The sequence below is a fragment of the Microcoleus sp. D2_18a_B4 genome, from assembly GCF_036702475.1.
Taxonomy (GTDB): Bacteria; Cyanobacteriota; Cyanobacteriia; order Cyanobacteriales; family Microcoleaceae; genus Microcoleus.
In genome coordinates this window covers 65,967-83,262 of record NZ_JAUBTL010000031.1, presented here as the reverse complement: position 1 = coordinate 83,262, position 17,296 = coordinate 65,967, and the positions used below count along the sequence as shown (strand labels likewise).

The following is a 17,296-nucleotide window of genomic DNA, read 5'->3' as shown; positions in this document are numbered from 1 at the left end:
GGTGTGAAACCCTTAGAGGAGTGGGCTCCTCGGACTAAACGACCAGTTCAGGTCGCGCGTGCAAAATTTCCTTCGCGGTACTATTATCTATAGTTCCTACTATAGAAAGATTCTCGCTACGGCGTTTTATTGTGGGGAAAATGTCCAACCCCAATTTCTTTAAGTTAATCGCGGCATTAACATCACGATCGACCATTAAAGAATGTTGCTCATCCCAATAGCTTCGCATACCGCAATCGGTGAAAACAATTTCATTCCGATAGCACAGAAGCATTGAGGTGTAAGCAGGTTTTTGCTCCACGACGGCTGACCCAGCTTTTTCGGCTATGTATTTCAGCGTCTTAAAAAATTGACCAAACGCAGCATCCAACCAAGACTTGTTTAGTCCTGATTTAGCTGATTGACCGTTTGGGAGGTAAGTACCCTCATCGTCTTGCTTAACTTTATTCCGCTTCGTTAAGCCTTTTAGATTCAGCTCCTCGTGAAAAAAGAATTTAGCTCCAGACCTCACAAGTCTGTGAGCTGTTTTGTAGTGGAAATCTTGGCGAGAACGCGCTATTTTTTGGTGCTGTCTCGCTTCTTTTTTGGCTAATTTGCGTCGGCTTTTAGAGCCGCGTTTCCGTTTGTTCCGCTTCCTTGAAATACGGTCTAACTTAGCTTGGTTTTTGCGAAGCGGTTTCAACGAAGGTAACTTTTCCCCTGACGATGTTGCTAAATAGACATCTTCATGCAGTACCGCATCCAACCCAATTGAATTGCCCCAGTTTGGGGTAACTTTGTCGGACGTGAATTGGGGTACTGAAGAATCTTCAAGCATTATCTGGACAAACCAACCGTCAGCCTTTCTAGTTACACTAATTTGCTTGACAGTGAATCCATCGGGGACCCTGCGGTGCATCCGAACTTTTATGACACCCAACTTCGGCAATCGGATATAAAACCAATTCTTGCGAACCAACTTAATCCAGTCGCTGTTAGCCGTAGAAAAAGTCATCGTCCGGTAATCCGCTTCAGCCTTGAATCGAGGTTTACCCGATCGCCCGCCTTTACTATCCCCTACAATAAACCGTTCAAACGCTTTATCCACTCGCTTAGAGACATCTTGCAGGATAGTTGAGTCTACCTGTTTAAAGTCCAATAGTTCACCACTGTGGAAGACTTTTGTTAAGTCTTTTTTAATGACGGGCAATTGTTGTTTTTGAGAGTAGTAGTTTGGCCTTTCACGAGGCGCAGAGATGCTAGCAACCAATGGACAAGCGTTTATAGCAGTGCGGTTCATTGCCCACCAATCAAATCGATCGCCTAGCTGTCTGTTGTACCAATAGCGACCAATTCTCAACCAATGATTGAGGGTTAGCTTTTGACTGGTTTCGGGATAGAACTTATACTGATATGTCACTTTCATTGCGCTACGACCTTTACGCATTTGCTGGTAATAAAAATACCAGGAAATACTATACAAAGTCAAGTAGTGATTTAATAATTTATGTCAAATAACGATGTTTGTAAATAAAGATTTGTTCATCTCGTCATCCACACCTTCATTGCTCGCCCGCTATGCTGGCTAGGACATGAAAATGTGGAATCCTCGATTCACGCGCCTCTCATCCCACACTAATCGAAGCGACAAGCGTGTGGGGATTCCCGTCTGACTAGCTAAATCCCGCATAATCGAGAACGATATTATTAATCGGTACGCCCTGGGCTTCGGCGTAGTCCTGCATTGCTTGGACTTCGTTGTAATCGACCGTGCTATTGTCTCCTGTCATCAAAAGTTTGTCCACTCGGCCCGCTTTGTACAAATCGACGGCTGCTTGCACTCGATCGGCTAACATGGGGCTTGGAGTGCCGTCTTCCCAAAGTCCGGCACCAAAAACTATAGCAATGGGTTCTGCCGGCACATTAGCTATATCGCTGTGGCGGTAGTTGCGGGTAACAAATCGGACGTAGTAGTTGAGGGCTAGAGGTGCGATCGCTGAGGTTAATATTAACAGCCCGATGACAAGGCGCCATTGAAATCTAAAGGATTTAGGCAACATAAATTCAAGTTAACTTCCTATATAATTACACAAACAGACCGCTTCGCGGGTCTAATAATTGTCTTGTTGCCGAATTTACATTATATTGACAAAAATATGATTCAACACCAGCCAAACTTTGAATTGCTGGAATCACTTTTATGGCAACCCAAAAACGGCTATTTTTTGCTAGACAGACATCTTCAAAGATTAGAGCGATCGGCAGATTATTTTAATTTTCCCCTATCGCTAACAGAAACAAGCAAAGCTTTACAAGCATTAAGTATGAATTGCGGGTCAGTCAAACAAAAAATACGGTTAACAATATCTTGTGAGGGAAACATAACATTACAAGCTCAGACACTAGATAGCGGTATCTTAAAAATCGGTGCATCTGTGGGAATTGCCCGCCAACCGATCGATTCTCAAAACCCATTTCTTTACCACAAGACAACTTACCGATTGCCTTATACAATGGCTTTGGAGTCGCAGCCCGAATATCAGGATGTCTTTCTGTGGAATCAAGATGGAGTGATCACCGAATCCACGATCGCCAATATCGCGATCGATACACCCGCAGGTCTAATCACACCTCCCCTCAAGTGCGGTTTATTACCGGGGACGTTTCGTTGTCAACTTTTAGAGGAGGGAAAAATCAGAGAAGAATTAATTACCTTAGATGATTTGCGCCGTACCGAAACTCTATTTCTCATTAACTCCGTTAGGGGTTGGATACGCCTCAAAAAAGAAGCAAGCCGAGATGTTTGGAAAGTTGTCAGTAATTACTGAGATAACGCTTTTAATCGATTTTAAGAGGGTGCGAACTGTGCACCTTACTACAGAATTGACATTTTGCGTAAGTCCTGAAAGTGTTAAACATAGTGCAATCTATAATGAAAAAAATACAACCTTGGCATTGGCGAAAGCTTCCCCTAAATCAGCGCAGCGGATCGGAGATTTTTCAAACTTTATTTCTAGGTCAAACCGCCGACAGTGCAAGCTCAATATCGGATTGTTTCCCCCGCGATATGGCCGTTCTGCTAGAAAGTCCAGTTACATCTTCTACTAACTTGGCACGATATTCTATTTGTGCAGGTTCTCCCCGGATAATTGATGGTCAATCTCAGCTATGGACACCGCCAGTCGGGGAAATTTTACCTTTTTTGCGCGCTCTTTTGGACTCTCAAGAGCAAAATTTAGCAGTGAATGTACCGCCGGAAATTCCTTTTAGTGGGGGTTGGTTGGGATGGCTAGGTTATGATTTAGCATGGGAAATCGAACACCTGCCCCAACTCAATACCGATCCGCTTCCTTTCCCGGTTAGCTGTTGGTACGAACCAGAATCTTTTGCGGTTTTAGACCATCAAACGCAAATTCTCTGGTTGGCTGCGAGTCAACCTTCTCACCTCGATGTTATGCAGCATCAATTAGAGCAAACCAAGCCAGAAATAATCGAGAATAATTTACCGGAAAATTCTCAACAAAATTCGGCTACTCCTATTTTCCAATTATCTCAAAGTGAGTATAAAGAAATAGTGCAAAAAGCTCAGAAGTATATTCATGCGGGCGATATTTTTCAGGCTAATTTATCTTTGCGGTTTGAATCCCGTACAGATTGCAGTAGTTGGTCAATTTACCGCGCTTTGCAACAGATCAATCCTTCGCCTTTTGCAAGTTATTGGCAAACTCCGTGGGGGGCGATAGTTAGTTGTTCGCCGGAAAGACTGGTTCAATTATTAGGAAAAAAAGTGGATACTAGACCGATCGCGGGAACGAGACCGCGAGGTTTAACCTGCATTCAAGATGAGCAGTTAGCACAGGAATTAATAGAGAATATCAAAGAAAGAGCCGAACATATTATGTTAGTTGACTTAGAGCGCAACGATATCGGGAGGGTGTGTGAATGGGGTTCGGTAAAAGTTAACGAATTTCTGACGATTGAACGCTACAGTCACGTGATGCACCTCGTCAGTAATGTTATCGGTACATTAAGACGAGATTGCGACGCGATCGACTTAATTCGAGGGGTATTTCCGGGCGGTACGATTACAGGTTGTCCGAAAGTGCGCTGTCTGGAAATCATCGAAGAATTGGAACCCGTGAAGCGCAATTTATTTTACGGTTCCTGCGGTTATTTGGACTGGCGCGGCAACCTGGATTTAAATATTTTGATTCGCACCCTTTTATATGCACCAAAAAGTGACGGTACGACGGGGGGAGTTGTTTGGGGACAAGTGGGTGCGGGGATTGTTGCTGATAGCGATCCAGAAAGGGAATGGCAGGAGTCGCTGCATAAAGCTCAAGCTCAAGTTAATGCTTTGAAGTTAGCAGAAATATTTGATTAGATGCGTCTTAGCTAAATCGAGTTGTTAAGATTATTGAAGATTACGATACCCGATTTACTTTTGATGTAATACTGATTGAAATCGAGGAAAAACAAAAAAATTTTGTAGTATTAATGTTAGGGAACTGTTGGTATGGTGTTGCCTGATAGTTTTTTTAGCGATCGCACAGTGAGTCAGATTCTGGGTGAACTCATGGATATTAGACGAGACTGCCAAAGCTGGTTAGCTGTTGGAGAAGCTCACTATCACGATCGCAAAGGAAAAGCAGAAGCAATTAACAAAGCCCCTGAATGGCTGATTCCTGTGTATCATCCTCAACGAGGTACAATCAACTGCTATAAAGACTGTCTAAACATCAGCAAGTTGTATGAAGCTGGCTGGACATATATAGACGGTAAATTGATAGTGGCAGTTTATTCAACCGTTGACCTTTGTCGAGGCTATCCGGTAGATATTTCCTTACTTGAAAACTACTTGCCTCCCCTGCAAAAATACGGTGTTCCTATGATGATTTTTCCCTTCAAGCGAGAGATAATTCTCCAGCAAAAAATCATCTATGAAACGGAATCTGCCTACGGAACGAAAAGCCAGCTTGTTGATGTCGCTCAAGTTCAAGATATGATACCTAGGGCGTGGTACGATCGAGATTATAAAGTTTTGATCAAATACAGCGATCGGCTAGTGCCTTTATAAGGAAATTTCAAGAGTTAATCAGATACTAAAGGTGGCGGCGATTATTTCCGGGAGTGGATGGCTGCTCAATGCACTGATCGAAGGGTGCAACAAGGGTAATATTGATCGGGCATCCTGCCCAAGACTTGCTTTTCACTCCTATGTCTATTGATTTTCCGAACCTACTGCCTCAGAAATCGAATTAAATCCTTTTTCTTCTAACTTTTGCAACAAACCTTGGAGAATCCGACGCACCATCCAAGGCCCTTCGTAAACCCAACCAGTGTAAACTTGAATTAAACTCGCACCGGCGGCTATTTTTTCCCAAGCATCTTCGGCGGTGAAAATGCCACCAACTCCAATTATGGGCAATTCGCCTTTTGTATATTGCCAGATAAATCGGATTACTTCTGTCGATCGCTCCCGCACAGGAAGCCCGCTAATTCCCCCGGCTTCTTCGGCGATTGGTTTGCCTGTTTCTCGCAATATTTGTGTTTTCAATCCGTCGCGGCGGATGGTGGTATTTGTGGCGATAATTCCTGCTAGTTGGTAGGTTTTTGCTAAGTCGAGGATTGATACGATCGCCTCCGACTCCAAATCCGGCGCAATCTTGACTAAAATTGGCTTGATTCCCTGATTTTCTTGTTGCAAAATTTCCAAAATTGTGCTGAGCCCAGCAGCATCTTGGAGCGATCGCAACCCAGGCGTATTCGGAGACGAAACGTTGACTACAAAATAGTCGCCCCAATCTTTCAGCAGCTTAAAACTCTCAAAATAGTCGGCTGCTGCTTGCTCTAACGGTGTTACCTTAGATTTACCGAGATTGATGCCCAAGGGGAACCGAGACTGAGGCATGGGGCGCTGGGCATCGAGTGGGGACGGTTTCTGTGCGGCCTGAAACCGGGCTGCCATTGCCGCGGCTCCTTGATTGTTAAATCCCATGCGGTTGAGGGCTGCACTGTCCTCCGTCAAGCGAAACAAGCGAGGTTGGGGGTTTCCCGGCTGTGGTTGACAAGTGACAGTTCCGAGTTCGGCAAAGCCAAAGCCAAAATTTGCCCAAATGTCAGCAGCTACGCCGTTTTTATCAAATCCGGCGGCCAAGCCGACAGGATTGTTAAAGCTCAGTCCCCACAAAGATTGTTCGAGGCGAGAATCTTGCACTCCCAAAGATTTCTGCAATCGAGAGAGCATTTGGCTGGTGGCGGGGTTTGACTGGGTTCTGGCTGCGAGTTCGAGAAGTTGGAGAGTGCGGTTGTGCAGCCACTCGGCATCGGTTTTCAATACGGAAAACAACAGCGGGCGTACACTTGATTGATAAATATCCAATGATTTGTACTGGGGCAATTTACAAATTAGAAAGGAGAAGGGACATAAAAATATTCACGAGCAGACAGTGAAGGTGAGGTTGTTACTTCAACTTCGATCGACTTTATCCAATGTTTGAGATTGAAGGATAAGTGATATCATTTCCGGTTACACCGGAATGATGTTGACTGTTGACGGTTGACTGTTGACGCCGTGAACAGTGAACTCGAATTTACTATTCCGATGCTAACGGATTTGATATGAGACGATTATATTATAAGTTGACTCTTTGGCATTTTAATTTTTTGAATTTTTAAGCTAGTAATTTTAAATTAGACAAGGTGCGGGGAAGCTTGGAAATGGGGCAGCAGCAAAGACCAAGGGATTTAGACGAACAAATCGCGACCCTAGAGCGCGTTCTCCAGACTCTCCGAGAAGAGGAGAATGTTGAAGTGCTACTTTCGACCACACTCGGTTACTTGCAAGCGGAATTTGACTGGCGGTTGATTTGGATCGGGTTGTACGATCGACAGGCCCACAGATTGTTCGGGAAAGGCGGCATAACTCCTAACGGCGACCAGTCTTTTCTCAAACAGCGGTTTGCTCTCAGTCCGGGGGATTTGCTGGAACAAGTGGTGATTCAGCTCCGGCCGGTGGGAGTCCCGGATTTGCGATCGGAAAACCGAGCCGGAGAATGGCGCAAAGCAGCTCAAACTTTCAATATTCAAGGCACGACTCTGTTTCCGCTGCGCTACAAAGACCGCTGCTACGGCGTGATTTTGCTCGGCACAGACGTGTGGGGAGCGTCGCCAAAATCGGGGGAAAAAACGCAGTTGGCGATCGTATTTGGAGCGCTGGCAACTGCTCTTTACCAAATAGAAAAAGACTGGCAGCGACAACAAGTTAAACACCCAGACGAGTCTCTTTTTGCGCTGATTTCGCAGTTGGGGGAATTGCGATCGCTCGACCAATACTTGCAAGCGGTGGTCGAACAAACTCATGAATTTATCGAGCCGACACGCACCAATGTTTATTGGTTCGAGCGAGAGCGACGCTATTTTTGGCGCCGAGTCAGCAACCGCGAAGTTACTCCGGGTTTGGGCGGGCCGGCCCGACCGGCTTCGGGCATCACCGTCCAAGACTTGGGCGAATTTTATCAGGCTTTGGGCCGGGAAGAAATGGTTTGGATCGGTGAATCTCAAAGTTCTCTGAAAACTGAGCTGACGGGGCGGTTGATGCAGCAAATCCGCGCTCGCTCTCTGTTGGCTGCGCCGATTGTTTCAGAAGGGGAATTGTTGGGATTTTTGGCAGTCGAAGCCAGCGAACCCCGGATTTGGCAAGACAATGAAAAGCATTACCTGCGGGGAGTGGCGCAGTTAGTGGCTCTGACGGCTCCTATGTCGGAGATGGAGGAGAAAATTCAACAAACTGAGATCGATCGAGATTTAACTGCCGGAATAGCTCACGCCATCTACAGCGATGCTGACTGGGAGGCGACTTTGAAAAATACCGCCGCACAGTTGTGCGATCGGCTCAAATGCGAATACTTTTTGCTGCTGCTGTACGGCGAAGAACAAAATCGCTTTGAAATTGTCTGCCAACATTTGCCCCGCAATCGCAGGCCAGTGCCGTCGCCACTCAACGCCCTAGATGTGGCTGACTTGGGGCTGTTGCAAGAAAGTGCACCTCTAGCTATTGAAAATTGGGAGGAAGACGGGCGGTTGGGCGCTTGGCGGGAAGTGTTGGGGGAAGCTGGGGTGCGATCGCTTTTGGCATCGAACACTAGGGCGAAAAAGGAACAGGGAGAAAACCCCAATCTCAAATCGAAAATCGCCAATCGCAAATCGATCGAGGGTTTGCTGGTTGTCGGGCACAGTGCAACTCGCACTTGGAGGCGATCTGAGCAAGAATTAGTTCGGCTAGTGGGCGAACAACTCGGATTGATCCTGCACTCGTGGCAGCAGAGTTCGGCAATCGACAAATATCAGCAATTTGAGCGATCGATCAAATCGGGTTTGGCGGTTTTGCACCATTCTCCTGATGAGCAATCTGAGCAAGAGATATCTGCTGCTTCACCGACGATGTTCCCAGAGTTGCCGCTAGAAAAGCTCGATCGTAACTTTGCTCAACACGTTTCCCAGACAATTTCCTGTCCTTTAGTAGCCGTAATTACTTGGAATCCCGGTGATGAGGAAGGTTCCATCGTGGCGACGGTAGCTGCCAATCCCGTATTTGCCCTCAATCCCGAGGCGGTGATTCCTGTCCAAACAGATGCTTTGATCCAACAAACCCTGGCTGCTAACTGCGTGGTGCAACAGAGCACGAGCCAACTGCAACTGGCGACAAAGCGGTGGCTCCGCAGTCCGGGAATTGGCGAGATTATGACGGTGGCGCTGCGGACGGCCCCAGAACACGCTCCGGTGGGCGTTGTGGTGGCTGCAGACGCTCCGGGCCGCCAATGGTCGGAGTTGTCGGTGAGTTTACTCAGCTCGATGGCGTCTCAGTTGGCTTGGTGGCGCAGGTATTTGGCGGTGCAATCAGCCGCCGAGTCGCAGCGATTGGATCTGGAGTTGCTCAACTGGTACAAACAGCGCCGTTTTGAGGAGTTTTACCGAACTGTGGGAGCGGGGGTGAAGGAGTTGGGGGAGTTGAGTCAGTCGATTTTGCAGTCGGCGAAGGAACAAAAGGATGCTCTGAAAATTTTGCGCTACCAACAGGTTTTGCGACAAATTGGCAATGCTTTGGGGTCAACTCATTTGCTGCTCAAACAGGAACATTGGCGGCTGCAATTCGCACAAGATGCGGTGGCTGTGAGCGCTTGGCTGAGGCGATCGATCGATCGAACGGCCCCCCTGGTCAAACAGTCGCAAGTCTTGCTGGAAGTGCACAGAGAAGCTGCTGTGTCGATGCCGGCCGGCCAGACTTTGAGCGTTCGCGGGGACTGTATCAAGCTGGATTTGATACTGTGCGAATTGCTGGCGACGGCTTGCAGGCGCTCTGCTGTTGGCGCCAAGATTGAGATTCGCTCTCAGTTGTTGGGGGAAGATTTGTTAGAATTGTCTGTGATCGATAGCGGCGCGTGCGATCGACAGTTAATTGCTGCGTTCAACGGCGGTTCCGAACCCGATATATTAGCGGTTTCTAGTTCCCATAGGTCGATCGTGCAAAATCTCTTAATTTGTCAGCGAGCAGTAGACTTAATGGGGGGAAACTTTTCTATAGAAATGTTAGAAAACAATTTAATTGTCGCTAGTTTAGTGCTGCCCCTAGCCAATTCTTAATCTGGTAAAATTTTGTAAAAGTTCCAAGCTGCGATCGAGGATTGTAGGGGGGGGGTTTCACCAACAATAATTGCCTAAAACCCATAATTTCATAAACCCGCCCCCACCCAAGGCTAAACCGCCATCTACCTCGCTGCGATCGAGGATTGTAGGGGCGGTTTCACCAACAATAATTGCCTAAAACCCATAATTTCATAAACCCGCCCCCACCCAAGGCTAAACCGGCATCTACCTCGCTGCGATCGAGGATTGTAGTTATTGTAGGGTGCGTCAGGGGAAAATTTTTTAGTCTTTGGTCGTCACATTCAGCCCTGACGCACCCTACTAACTAAAGGGACTGAGTTTCCCACTTACCAAATTTTTTTATGAATGATTAACATCCAAGGTATTAAAAACCCTCTGCCTAAACCGATGAAGTAACAGTTTCCGCCGCCTCAGAATTCGGAAAAAACCTTTGAGTAATCCAAGCAGTTACAATATGAGAAAGCAATCCCATCGGCCCCGCAAAAAAACACAAAGCCAAAGAATGAACAGTCCAAACTCCTGTCCGCTGTCCTTCCCAATAAATCCACCGCCCGACAAACAAGTCCATCACTAAAAAATGTATCCATCCCGTAGCCGCCGCCGTTTCCTCCCCCAGAAACTTAGCAATATCTGCTAACTTGGGATTCGACAAAGCAGCCGCATTTTCCGCAGTCAGACTGCTACCAAACAAATATATGTACAAAACGGCGAGCACTGCAAACGGAATAAAGGAATTCATCACTTTTCGGGTAATTCCCCAGTTGGGTAATAAAATCATAATTGCCCAGAAAGGCACAACGAACAGATTACCGGCATTAAAAATTAGTTCTGGTGTCATAGTTGGCTCTTGGCTCCTGCGAAGGCAATGCAATTAAGGATGTTAAGATTACTTTACACAATTTTTGCTGAAATTTCTCAAAACCCGAAAAAAATCTCATTCACAAATGGAATAGAATTGCTATACTTATAGCCTTTCTCAGTAACATGAGGTGCTCATCGGGCATCGGGCATCGGGCATCGGGCATCGGGCATCGGCATAGGACTCACCCCATACCTCACCACGTTTGAGAACCGCTATATCTAAAATTTCAAATATCCCATCTAAAATCGATTAAGGCAGCACAGCCCATGACAACTTATAATAACTTTTCCGAGTGGTGCAAGCAGAAAGAAAATCTATCGAGCAGCGCCAAACATACCGTAGACATACTGTTGCAAATATCAGAGACTTCCGAGTGCGATCGAGCTAACGAACTGCTTTCTAATACAACAGAACTTAACCTCAAAAATCTTCAAATTACCGATATCAGTCCCCTCTCATCTTTCACTCAACTTACTAATCTCATCCTCGGCAGTAATCAAATATCTGACATCGCTCCCCTGCAATCTTTAACTAACCTGAAAGCTCTGGTTATAGATGTCAATCAAATATCAGATATCAGTCCGCTTTCATCTCTAATAAATCTGAGTATACTCGTTCTCGATACCAATCAAATCTCAGACATCAGTCCCCTAGCAGGTCTAACTAATCTTACCGCACTTGTCTTGTTTGAAAACAAAATTTCAGACATCACTCCGGTGCAAAATTTAACTAACTTAAATGCACTGATTCTCTACAAAAATCAAATTTCCGATCTCGCTCCTCTGGCAAATTTAACTGAACTCCAGACACTCTACCTTTACAATAATAAAATATCGGATATCACCCCGCTGGCTTCCTTGAAAAATCTCAAAACGCTGTTTCTCTTCGGAAATGAAATATCTGACCTGACTCCGCTGGCTTCTCTAACAAACTTAAATAAATTGGTTTTATTCCACAATAAAATATCAGATATTAGTCCTTTGACATCGCTCACTAATTTAATTGAACTCAACCTCGGTAACAATCAAATATCAGACATCAGTCCCCTGAAATCCTTAACTAATTTGACTGAACTTTATTTGTTCAACAATCCGATTTCGGATAGCAGCGCGCTACAAGCTTTAAATAATTTATTTTTACTAGACTTGTACAACAATCAAATCTCTGATATCAGTTCCCTGCAATCGTTGCAAAAGTTAACTACACTGGACTTGCGCGGTAATCCCATTGTTAATAAAATTTGCCCTGTCAATCCTGAATCTATATGCCGGTTTTAATTCTTAAGGGCGAGATAGCGGTTTATAAGGAATACCCTGAAAACCCCGTGACTTCAGTCCGGGGATGAAAGGGCGTTGCAGGATTTATCCTGCCTGTTCTCTTTACCTCAGTCATGAACCCAAAATCCAATCTTTTTAATTCAAAAAACTTCCTTAAAAAGCTTTGGACAAAACGGGACAGTATGGTAAACTGAAACAGTCAGGGTTAAACTCCCTTGCCATCGTGAAACAGGACATGAGACACACTTTTAGGCATAAACTGGGGGACAAAGTGCGGCGAAAACACTATAAACAGTCGAAACCGAAAATGTAGGTTTCAATCCAGCAAATAAACTTTTTCACGCTCGAATTGTTAAGTAGGGTAGGGCATACCCAAACTCTAGGGAAATATCCTAGTACGCTTTTGGAGATAGACCCGCTGGGATGCTTCTGAATTAGGCTCGTCAATTGGTGGTATCCCCACGGTTGAAAGGTTTAAGTATTGCCGTAAGGACAGAAAATTTTAAGGTCAGTCGCTGAATTAAGAATCCCCTCGGCTTCAGCCAGGGGAGTGTCAAAGAGTATAATGTCAAAGGTAAATATCAGGAGAAAGTGATGAGCGGACACGATGCTTTGATGTTAGGATTGCTGCTGTTGCCAGGTTTGGCTTTGTCGATCGCAATTATGGGCGCTTTTGCCGCTGGTGGATAATCAGTTTTGGCAGCAGGCAGATTTTGTAAAAAGTAGTTTTTTCCTCGTTTTCCTCGTTCCCTGGCTCTGGCTGGGAACGCATTTCACTATTGCTCTGCCTCCTGTTTTTTTGCCAGCGAGGCAGAGCCTCTGGATCTCGGTTCCCAGCCAGAGCCAGGGAACCAGTTAATTTTCCTTCTTCCTTCTTCCTTCTCCCTTCTTCCTTCTTCCTTCTTCCTTCTTCCTGACATCCGTTACATCCGTTACATAATCCGTTGCCGAACTTGCTTCTTCCTGACATCCGTTACATCCGTTACATCCGTTACATCCGTTACATAATCCGTTGCCGAACTTCCTTCGCTTACAAAAATTGTGCTGTAACATCGGAATTTACCAAAGTATTCGCGCACAAAATACCCGATGCTGCGACGGCGGGTACGCCAATTCCCGGCATGGTGCTGTCTCCCACGCGATACAAGCCTTTGACTGGTGTTTGCGGGCCGGGAAATGTGCCTTTTCCGGCGGCAATCGCAGGCCCGTAAGTTCCTTGATATCGGTGCAAAAATCGGGCGTGGGTTAGCGGTGTGCCGATCGACTCTAAGACTATCCGCGATCGCAAATCGGGTATAATTTTTTCTAAAGCTTGAAACAGAGATTGCGATCGCTCTTGCTTTTTCTGCTGATACAATTCGCCATATTCCCAACCTTCGTAAGGTTCCAATGTATAAGCGTGAATGGCGTGATGTCCGGGCGGCGCGAGAGTTGCATCCCACACTGTAGGAATCGAAATCATGCAAGTATTTCCGGGTACTGTAATGTCAATCTTGCTGTCGTGAACGACGACGTGGTGGCCGGTTAAACCTTCGAGTCCTTCGGCTTTAATTCCTAAATGCAGGTGCATGAAACTGTCTACTGCTGGCATCGACAAAGCGTTTTTTCGGTAGCTTTCCGGCAAATCTTCAGGCCGCAGTAATTTTGTATAAGTATCCCAGACGGTGGCATTTGAAATAACAATTGGGGCGCGGATAATTTCGCCATTTTTCAAGCGAACGCCAGTGGTTTTGCCCGCTTCAACTAATATTTGCTCGACGGGAGTTCCCAGGCGCAATTTTCCTCCCCAGCGCTGCAAACCTCTGACTAAAGCATCGACGATCGCACCGCTGCCACCTACAGGATATTCGATCGCACAGCGCGATCGTTCGCCAATCATAAAAGCTATTTCCGGCGCGACAGTTCCGTGCGCTTTCAAACCCGACAGCAAAAAGCACTCCAAATCGATCAAACGCCGCACCCAAGGGTCACGCACGTCCCGATCCATCAAGGAACCTGCTGAACCAGCGATCGCACCTACTAGCGGCAACAGCTTCAGCAAAGCAGGCGAGTACCGAGACAGCAAAACAGGTATCAACTGCCAGTCGGATCTCAGCGCTAAAGCCGGAATTCCACGCAAAGCTTCATACAAAACTAATAAGTTTTGTTGAAATTGCTGCAATTCTACGGCACCTTGCGGTGCGAACTTAGCTACAGCATCTAAGTAACTTCTGGCATCAGCATAAATCGGTAAACTTCCCTCTGGAAAATGGTAATGCCCCAGCGGATCGTAGGAAATTGCTGCGATCGATTCCTCCAAAACATCAAAAACTTGCCGCAAAGGATTGAACGACCGGGGGTCAGTCAAACCGCAATAAAAAGAAGGCCCCGAATCAAAGTGAAATCCCCGGCGCGAAAAGCTGTGAGCTGCCCCGCCCGCTATTGTGTGGCTCTCGCAGACGAGCACCCGCTTCCCGTAGCGGGCTAGCATCGAGCCTGCGACTAAGCCGCCAATACCGCTGCCAATTACGATCGCATCAAAGTCTTGCATTTATCAAATATGGTATAATTGTATTATTTCTTACTTACGGTTGACAGGGTAGTTTTATGGGAGGAAAACTATGAAAGCTTTATCTATTTTAGATGAAGTTGTTCGCGAATTAGAACAAGACGTGAATCTTTCGCGCATTAAAAAAATAATATTTTTTGCTTGTAAAGATTTCTGGGAAAACGACCCGGCACAACTCGCCAGCGCCGATGTAAGGATTTTAATTGAAGAACTGTGCGCCAAATACAGCAGGTTAGAAGATATTGAAGCTGTTTTAAATAGTATAGTCTCTAAGGTTAATAAAAAAACCGAGTATGCTTTAGTAGCCGACCTCATAGTCTGTCAACTTAGCAGGCTGTATGAATTTGAAGATTTCACCAAATTAGAAATAAACATATCTAGTTTTGGCGGTCAGGAAGCTCCCGCATTTGAAGAGCACTTTAGTTCGGAAATACCCAGCAGCGAAGAAAGGGCAAGAAACCCCGGCCCTTTATTTGATGTCAGACAAAAAATATTGCAGCAAACAAATCCGCTGAGGGCGAAAATCCTAATTTTTTCTAGTCTTTATCACGAGTTCACTTTTAGCGATCGCGACTGGCTACTGCTGAAAACTCAAGAACTTGACACTCTGCTGCGACAACTGTTTAATGTCTGTGGCAGCCTAGCCGAACTGGAATCTCATTTGTACAGAACGGCTAGCAATCTCGACAACAGAGATGAAAACGACCAAGCTGCGAGCGTAATCATCAAAGCGATGAATCCTTGTTACGCAAAAATGCAACAGGAAGAACTCCATGAAGCCGAATCTTCGGCTAGTGAAGATTACGATCAGACACATTTAAACAACAGTGTTTATGAACAGAGCGAGCTGGTGGACAGGCGCACCGATTATTTTGATCCAGGCGAGATTACTCACATCCTTCAACCTGCTCCACCTCATTATCATTATGACCCCCAAAAGAGTTACTTAGTGCCGGACACGGCAGAAAATGTACCGTTTAAAGAACCCGAAAGCAGCAATAATTATGCTACCGAGTTCAGACAGGAAATGGTAGAAACATTCCCTGTTGCAGAAATGCAGACTATTATCGAAACTTTAGAACCGGCGGCTCCTGTTATTATAAATATTAGCGATTCCATCAAACGAAAGTTGGGATTGGAAGAAGAAATGACAGAATTAGTCAGTCAAAGTGCTAACTCCGCAACGGCGCAAATAGAAAATATATTCACCCAGTTAGAAGCTGCTTTGAACGGAAAATTTTCTACGGGAAGTGCAGAGGAGCGTTTGTATTGGAAATATAAAAATCTCAGAGAGTATGTAGGAAAAGTTCAGAAGTTCACCGATAAATTGCTGGAAATTTTGAGCGAATTGGAGTTAAAAGAAAGGGGGCAATCTCCTTCTGAAATCACCGAAAACCGGGGGGACAATATTTCCGAAATACCGCCGGACAACTCTAGCCATAAAGCAAATCAGTATCAGCTTCTGGAAATGGCAAAACAAGGCAAACCAAAGGCGATCGCCCAATTGATCAATCAATTGCTACAGCCTAAAGGAATTGCTGCTACAGTAGGATTTAAAGACGGTTGGCTCCACGTCATTCTGGAGTCTGCTGAAGTACCAAACCAACAGGCTACAGCTACATACATTCACAAAAAACTGTGTACTTTAAAATCAAAATATCTTACTCATGTGAAAATTCACGGACGACAGTTAGGTAGCAAAACAGTCTTATGGAGTCAAGAATTTGTCAATCAAACTCATTAAATGCTCGACTCAAGTCTGAGGCTACATAAACTAAGTCGGCCTGCGTCAACTGAAAATCAAGAAATTTCATCAAATTTCTCAGACTCAAGTCTGGGGCTACAAAAACTAAGTCCGCCTGCGCGAACAGAAATTTAAGCAGTCTAGAAATAGCAGATTGTACCTAATTAACAACAAAAAAAATATGAATGCCAGCGAAATTTTAAGGCGATATACATCAGGAGAACTAGATTTTCAAGGTATGAATCTCAGAGGGGTATACCTGAGCGGTGCCGATTTAATTGGCGTCAATTTAAGTAATGCTGACCTCTGGGGTGCAAACTTAGCGATGTCGTACCTGAGCAGAATTAACCTTCAGCGCGCAAATTTAACTAATGCAAAGCTGTGCGGTGCTAACTTAAATCAAGCAAACTTGAGCGGAGCAAATTTGTCGGATGCAGACTTCCACGGAGCTACTTTGCAAGGGGCAGACTTTCGCAAAGCCAACATCTCTTTGGCAGTTTTTATTGATGCAAATTTGAGCGATGCAGATATGCGAGGTGTGAATTTGCAAGGTGCAGATTTGCGCGGGGCGTGCTTGCGGGGTGCAAATTTGCGGAAGGAGGTGCGGATTTTTGAGGGTGCAAATTTGCGGGGTACAAATTTGCAAGGTGCCGATTTGCGGGGCGTCAATTTGCAAGGTGCCGATTTGACTAAAGCTAATCTCAGTCACGCGAATTTGACAGAAGCATCTCTGGGGGAAGCAAATCTGACTCAGGCGAATTTGAGCGAAGCTATTTTAGATGGCATATTTTTGACTGAAGCAACTTTGGTAGAAACAAATTTTTCCTGGGCTGTAATGACAAATGCTAAGTTGGAAAGAGCTGTGTTAATTGATGCCGAATTCGCTGGCGCTAACTTGCGGGGAGCATTTCTTCCTGATGTTAAGTTGAGCAATGCTAATTTAGTTATGGCTGACTTGAGTCGAGCTAATTTGGTGCGGGCTGATTTGAGTCGAGCTAATTTGAATCAGGCAAATTTGAGTGAAGCTGATCTGACTGATGCTTACCTGGCTAGAACAGATTTTCGGGAGGCAATTTTGCACCGCACAAATTTGATTAGGGCAGATTTGAGCACTGCTAATTTAACGGGTGCTCAGTGGCGCGGTACAATTATGCCGAATGGAGAAATCCACGGATAATTACTTGTACTAGCAATTTAACGCTGTCGGCAAAATAGTTAAT

The 17,296-nt window shown here is 45.4% G+C and carries 13 protein-coding genes; 7 read left to right on the top strand and 6 right to left on the bottom strand.

What is annotated here, in order from left to right; all coding sequences use genetic code 11:
* Positions 1 to 34: 34 nt before the first annotated feature.
* The gene (locus tag QUB04_RS18595) at positions 35 to 1,405 is read right to left on the bottom strand and encodes a transposase (protein ID WP_333286559.1); all 1,371 of its coding nucleotides are present in this window, start codon (positions 1,403 to 1,405) and stop codon (positions 35 to 37) included.
* 247 nt (positions 1,406 to 1,652) lie between these two features.
* A complete protein-coding gene (locus QUB04_RS18590) occupies positions 1,653 to 2,039 on the bottom strand; it encodes an ElyC/SanA/YdcF family protein (RefSeq protein WP_333286557.1) in 387 nt (128 codons plus the stop codon).
* Between the two features lie 96 nt (positions 2,040 to 2,135).
* Between QUB04_RS18590 and QUB04_RS18585 the strand changes: the two genes are divergently transcribed.
* The 3 genes from QUB04_RS18585 to QUB04_RS18575 all read left to right on the top strand — a co-directional run bounded on the left by QUB04_RS18585 (position 2,136) and on the right by QUB04_RS18575 (position 5,056).
* Positions 2,136 to 2,807, top strand: coding sequence for an aminotransferase class IV (locus tag QUB04_RS18585; RefSeq protein WP_333286555.1), 672 nt, complete (start codon positions 2,136 to 2,138; stop codon positions 2,805 to 2,807).
* Between the two features lie 104 nt (positions 2,808 to 2,911).
* Complete coding sequence (locus tag QUB04_RS18580) at positions 2,912 to 4,363, top strand: anthranilate synthase component I (RefSeq protein ID WP_333286553.1); 1,452 nt, start codon at positions 2,912 to 2,914, stop codon at positions 4,361 to 4,363.
* Positions 4,364 to 4,495: 132 nt separating this feature from the next.
* Positions 4,496 to 5,056: a hypothetical protein gene (locus tag QUB04_RS18575; protein ID WP_333138179.1), complete on the top strand. Its 561-nt coding sequence runs from the start codon at positions 4,496 to 4,498 to the stop codon at positions 5,054 to 5,056.
* Between the two features lie 144 nt (positions 5,057 to 5,200).
* On the opposite strand, the gene QUB04_RS18570 is transcribed toward QUB04_RS18575, so the two are convergent.
* Positions 5,201 to 6,361 carry a quinone-dependent dihydroorotate dehydrogenase gene (locus tag QUB04_RS18570; protein WP_333286551.1) on the bottom strand — a complete coding sequence of 387 codons (1,161 nt, stop codon included), beginning with the start codon at positions 6,359 to 6,361 and terminating at the stop codon, positions 5,201 to 5,203.
* Between the two features lie 338 nt (positions 6,362 to 6,699).
* Between QUB04_RS18570 and QUB04_RS18565 the strand changes: the two genes are divergently transcribed.
* Positions 6,700 to 9,621, top strand: a complete 2,922-nt coding sequence (locus QUB04_RS18565; protein ID WP_333286549.1) for a GAF domain-containing protein — start codon at positions 6,700 to 6,702, stop codon at positions 9,619 to 9,621.
* A gap of 403 nt (positions 9,622 to 10,024) precedes the next feature.
* Here QUB04_RS18565 and QUB04_RS18560 read toward each other — a convergent pair whose 3' ends face one another.
* A complete protein-coding gene (locus tag QUB04_RS18560) occupies positions 10,025 to 10,483 on the bottom strand; it encodes an ABA4-like family protein (protein ID WP_333286547.1) in 459 nt (152 codons plus the stop codon).
* A gap of 290 nt (positions 10,484 to 10,773) precedes the next feature.
* On the opposite strand from QUB04_RS18560, the gene QUB04_RS18555 reads away from it, so the two are divergent.
* Complete coding sequence (locus QUB04_RS18555; protein ID WP_333286545.1) at positions 10,774 to 11,784, top strand: leucine-rich repeat domain-containing protein; 1,011 nt, start codon at positions 10,774 to 10,776, stop codon at positions 11,782 to 11,784.
* 855 nt (positions 11,785 to 12,639) lie between these two features.
* On the opposite strand, the gene QUB04_RS18550 is transcribed toward QUB04_RS18555, so the two are convergent.
* Together QUB04_RS18550 and QUB04_RS18545 are read right to left on the bottom strand one after the other, a co-directional pair.
* Complete coding sequence (locus tag QUB04_RS18550) at positions 12,640 to 12,837, bottom strand: hypothetical protein (RefSeq protein ID WP_333286543.1); 198 nt, start codon at positions 12,835 to 12,837, stop codon at positions 12,640 to 12,642.
* Entirely contained in the window at positions 12,815 to 14,314 is a 1,500-nt protein-coding gene (locus tag QUB04_RS18545) for an NAD(P)/FAD-dependent oxidoreductase (protein ID WP_333286541.1), read from the bottom strand. The genes QUB04_RS18550 and QUB04_RS18545 overlap by 23 nt, the downstream gene beginning before the upstream one ends.
* A 70-nt stretch (positions 14,315 to 14,384) precedes the next feature.
* Between QUB04_RS18545 and QUB04_RS18540 the strand changes: the two genes are divergently transcribed.
* Together QUB04_RS18540 and QUB04_RS18535 are read left to right on the top strand one after the other, a co-directional pair.
* A complete protein-coding gene (locus QUB04_RS18540) occupies positions 14,385 to 16,076 on the top strand; it encodes a hypothetical protein (protein ID WP_333286539.1) in 1,692 nt (563 codons plus the stop codon).
* Between the two features lie 181 nt (positions 16,077 to 16,257).
* A complete protein-coding gene (locus QUB04_RS18535) occupies positions 16,258 to 17,253 on the top strand; it encodes a pentapeptide repeat-containing protein (protein ID WP_333138160.1) in 996 nt (331 codons plus the stop codon).
* Positions 17,254 to 17,296 lie beyond the last annotated feature (43 nt).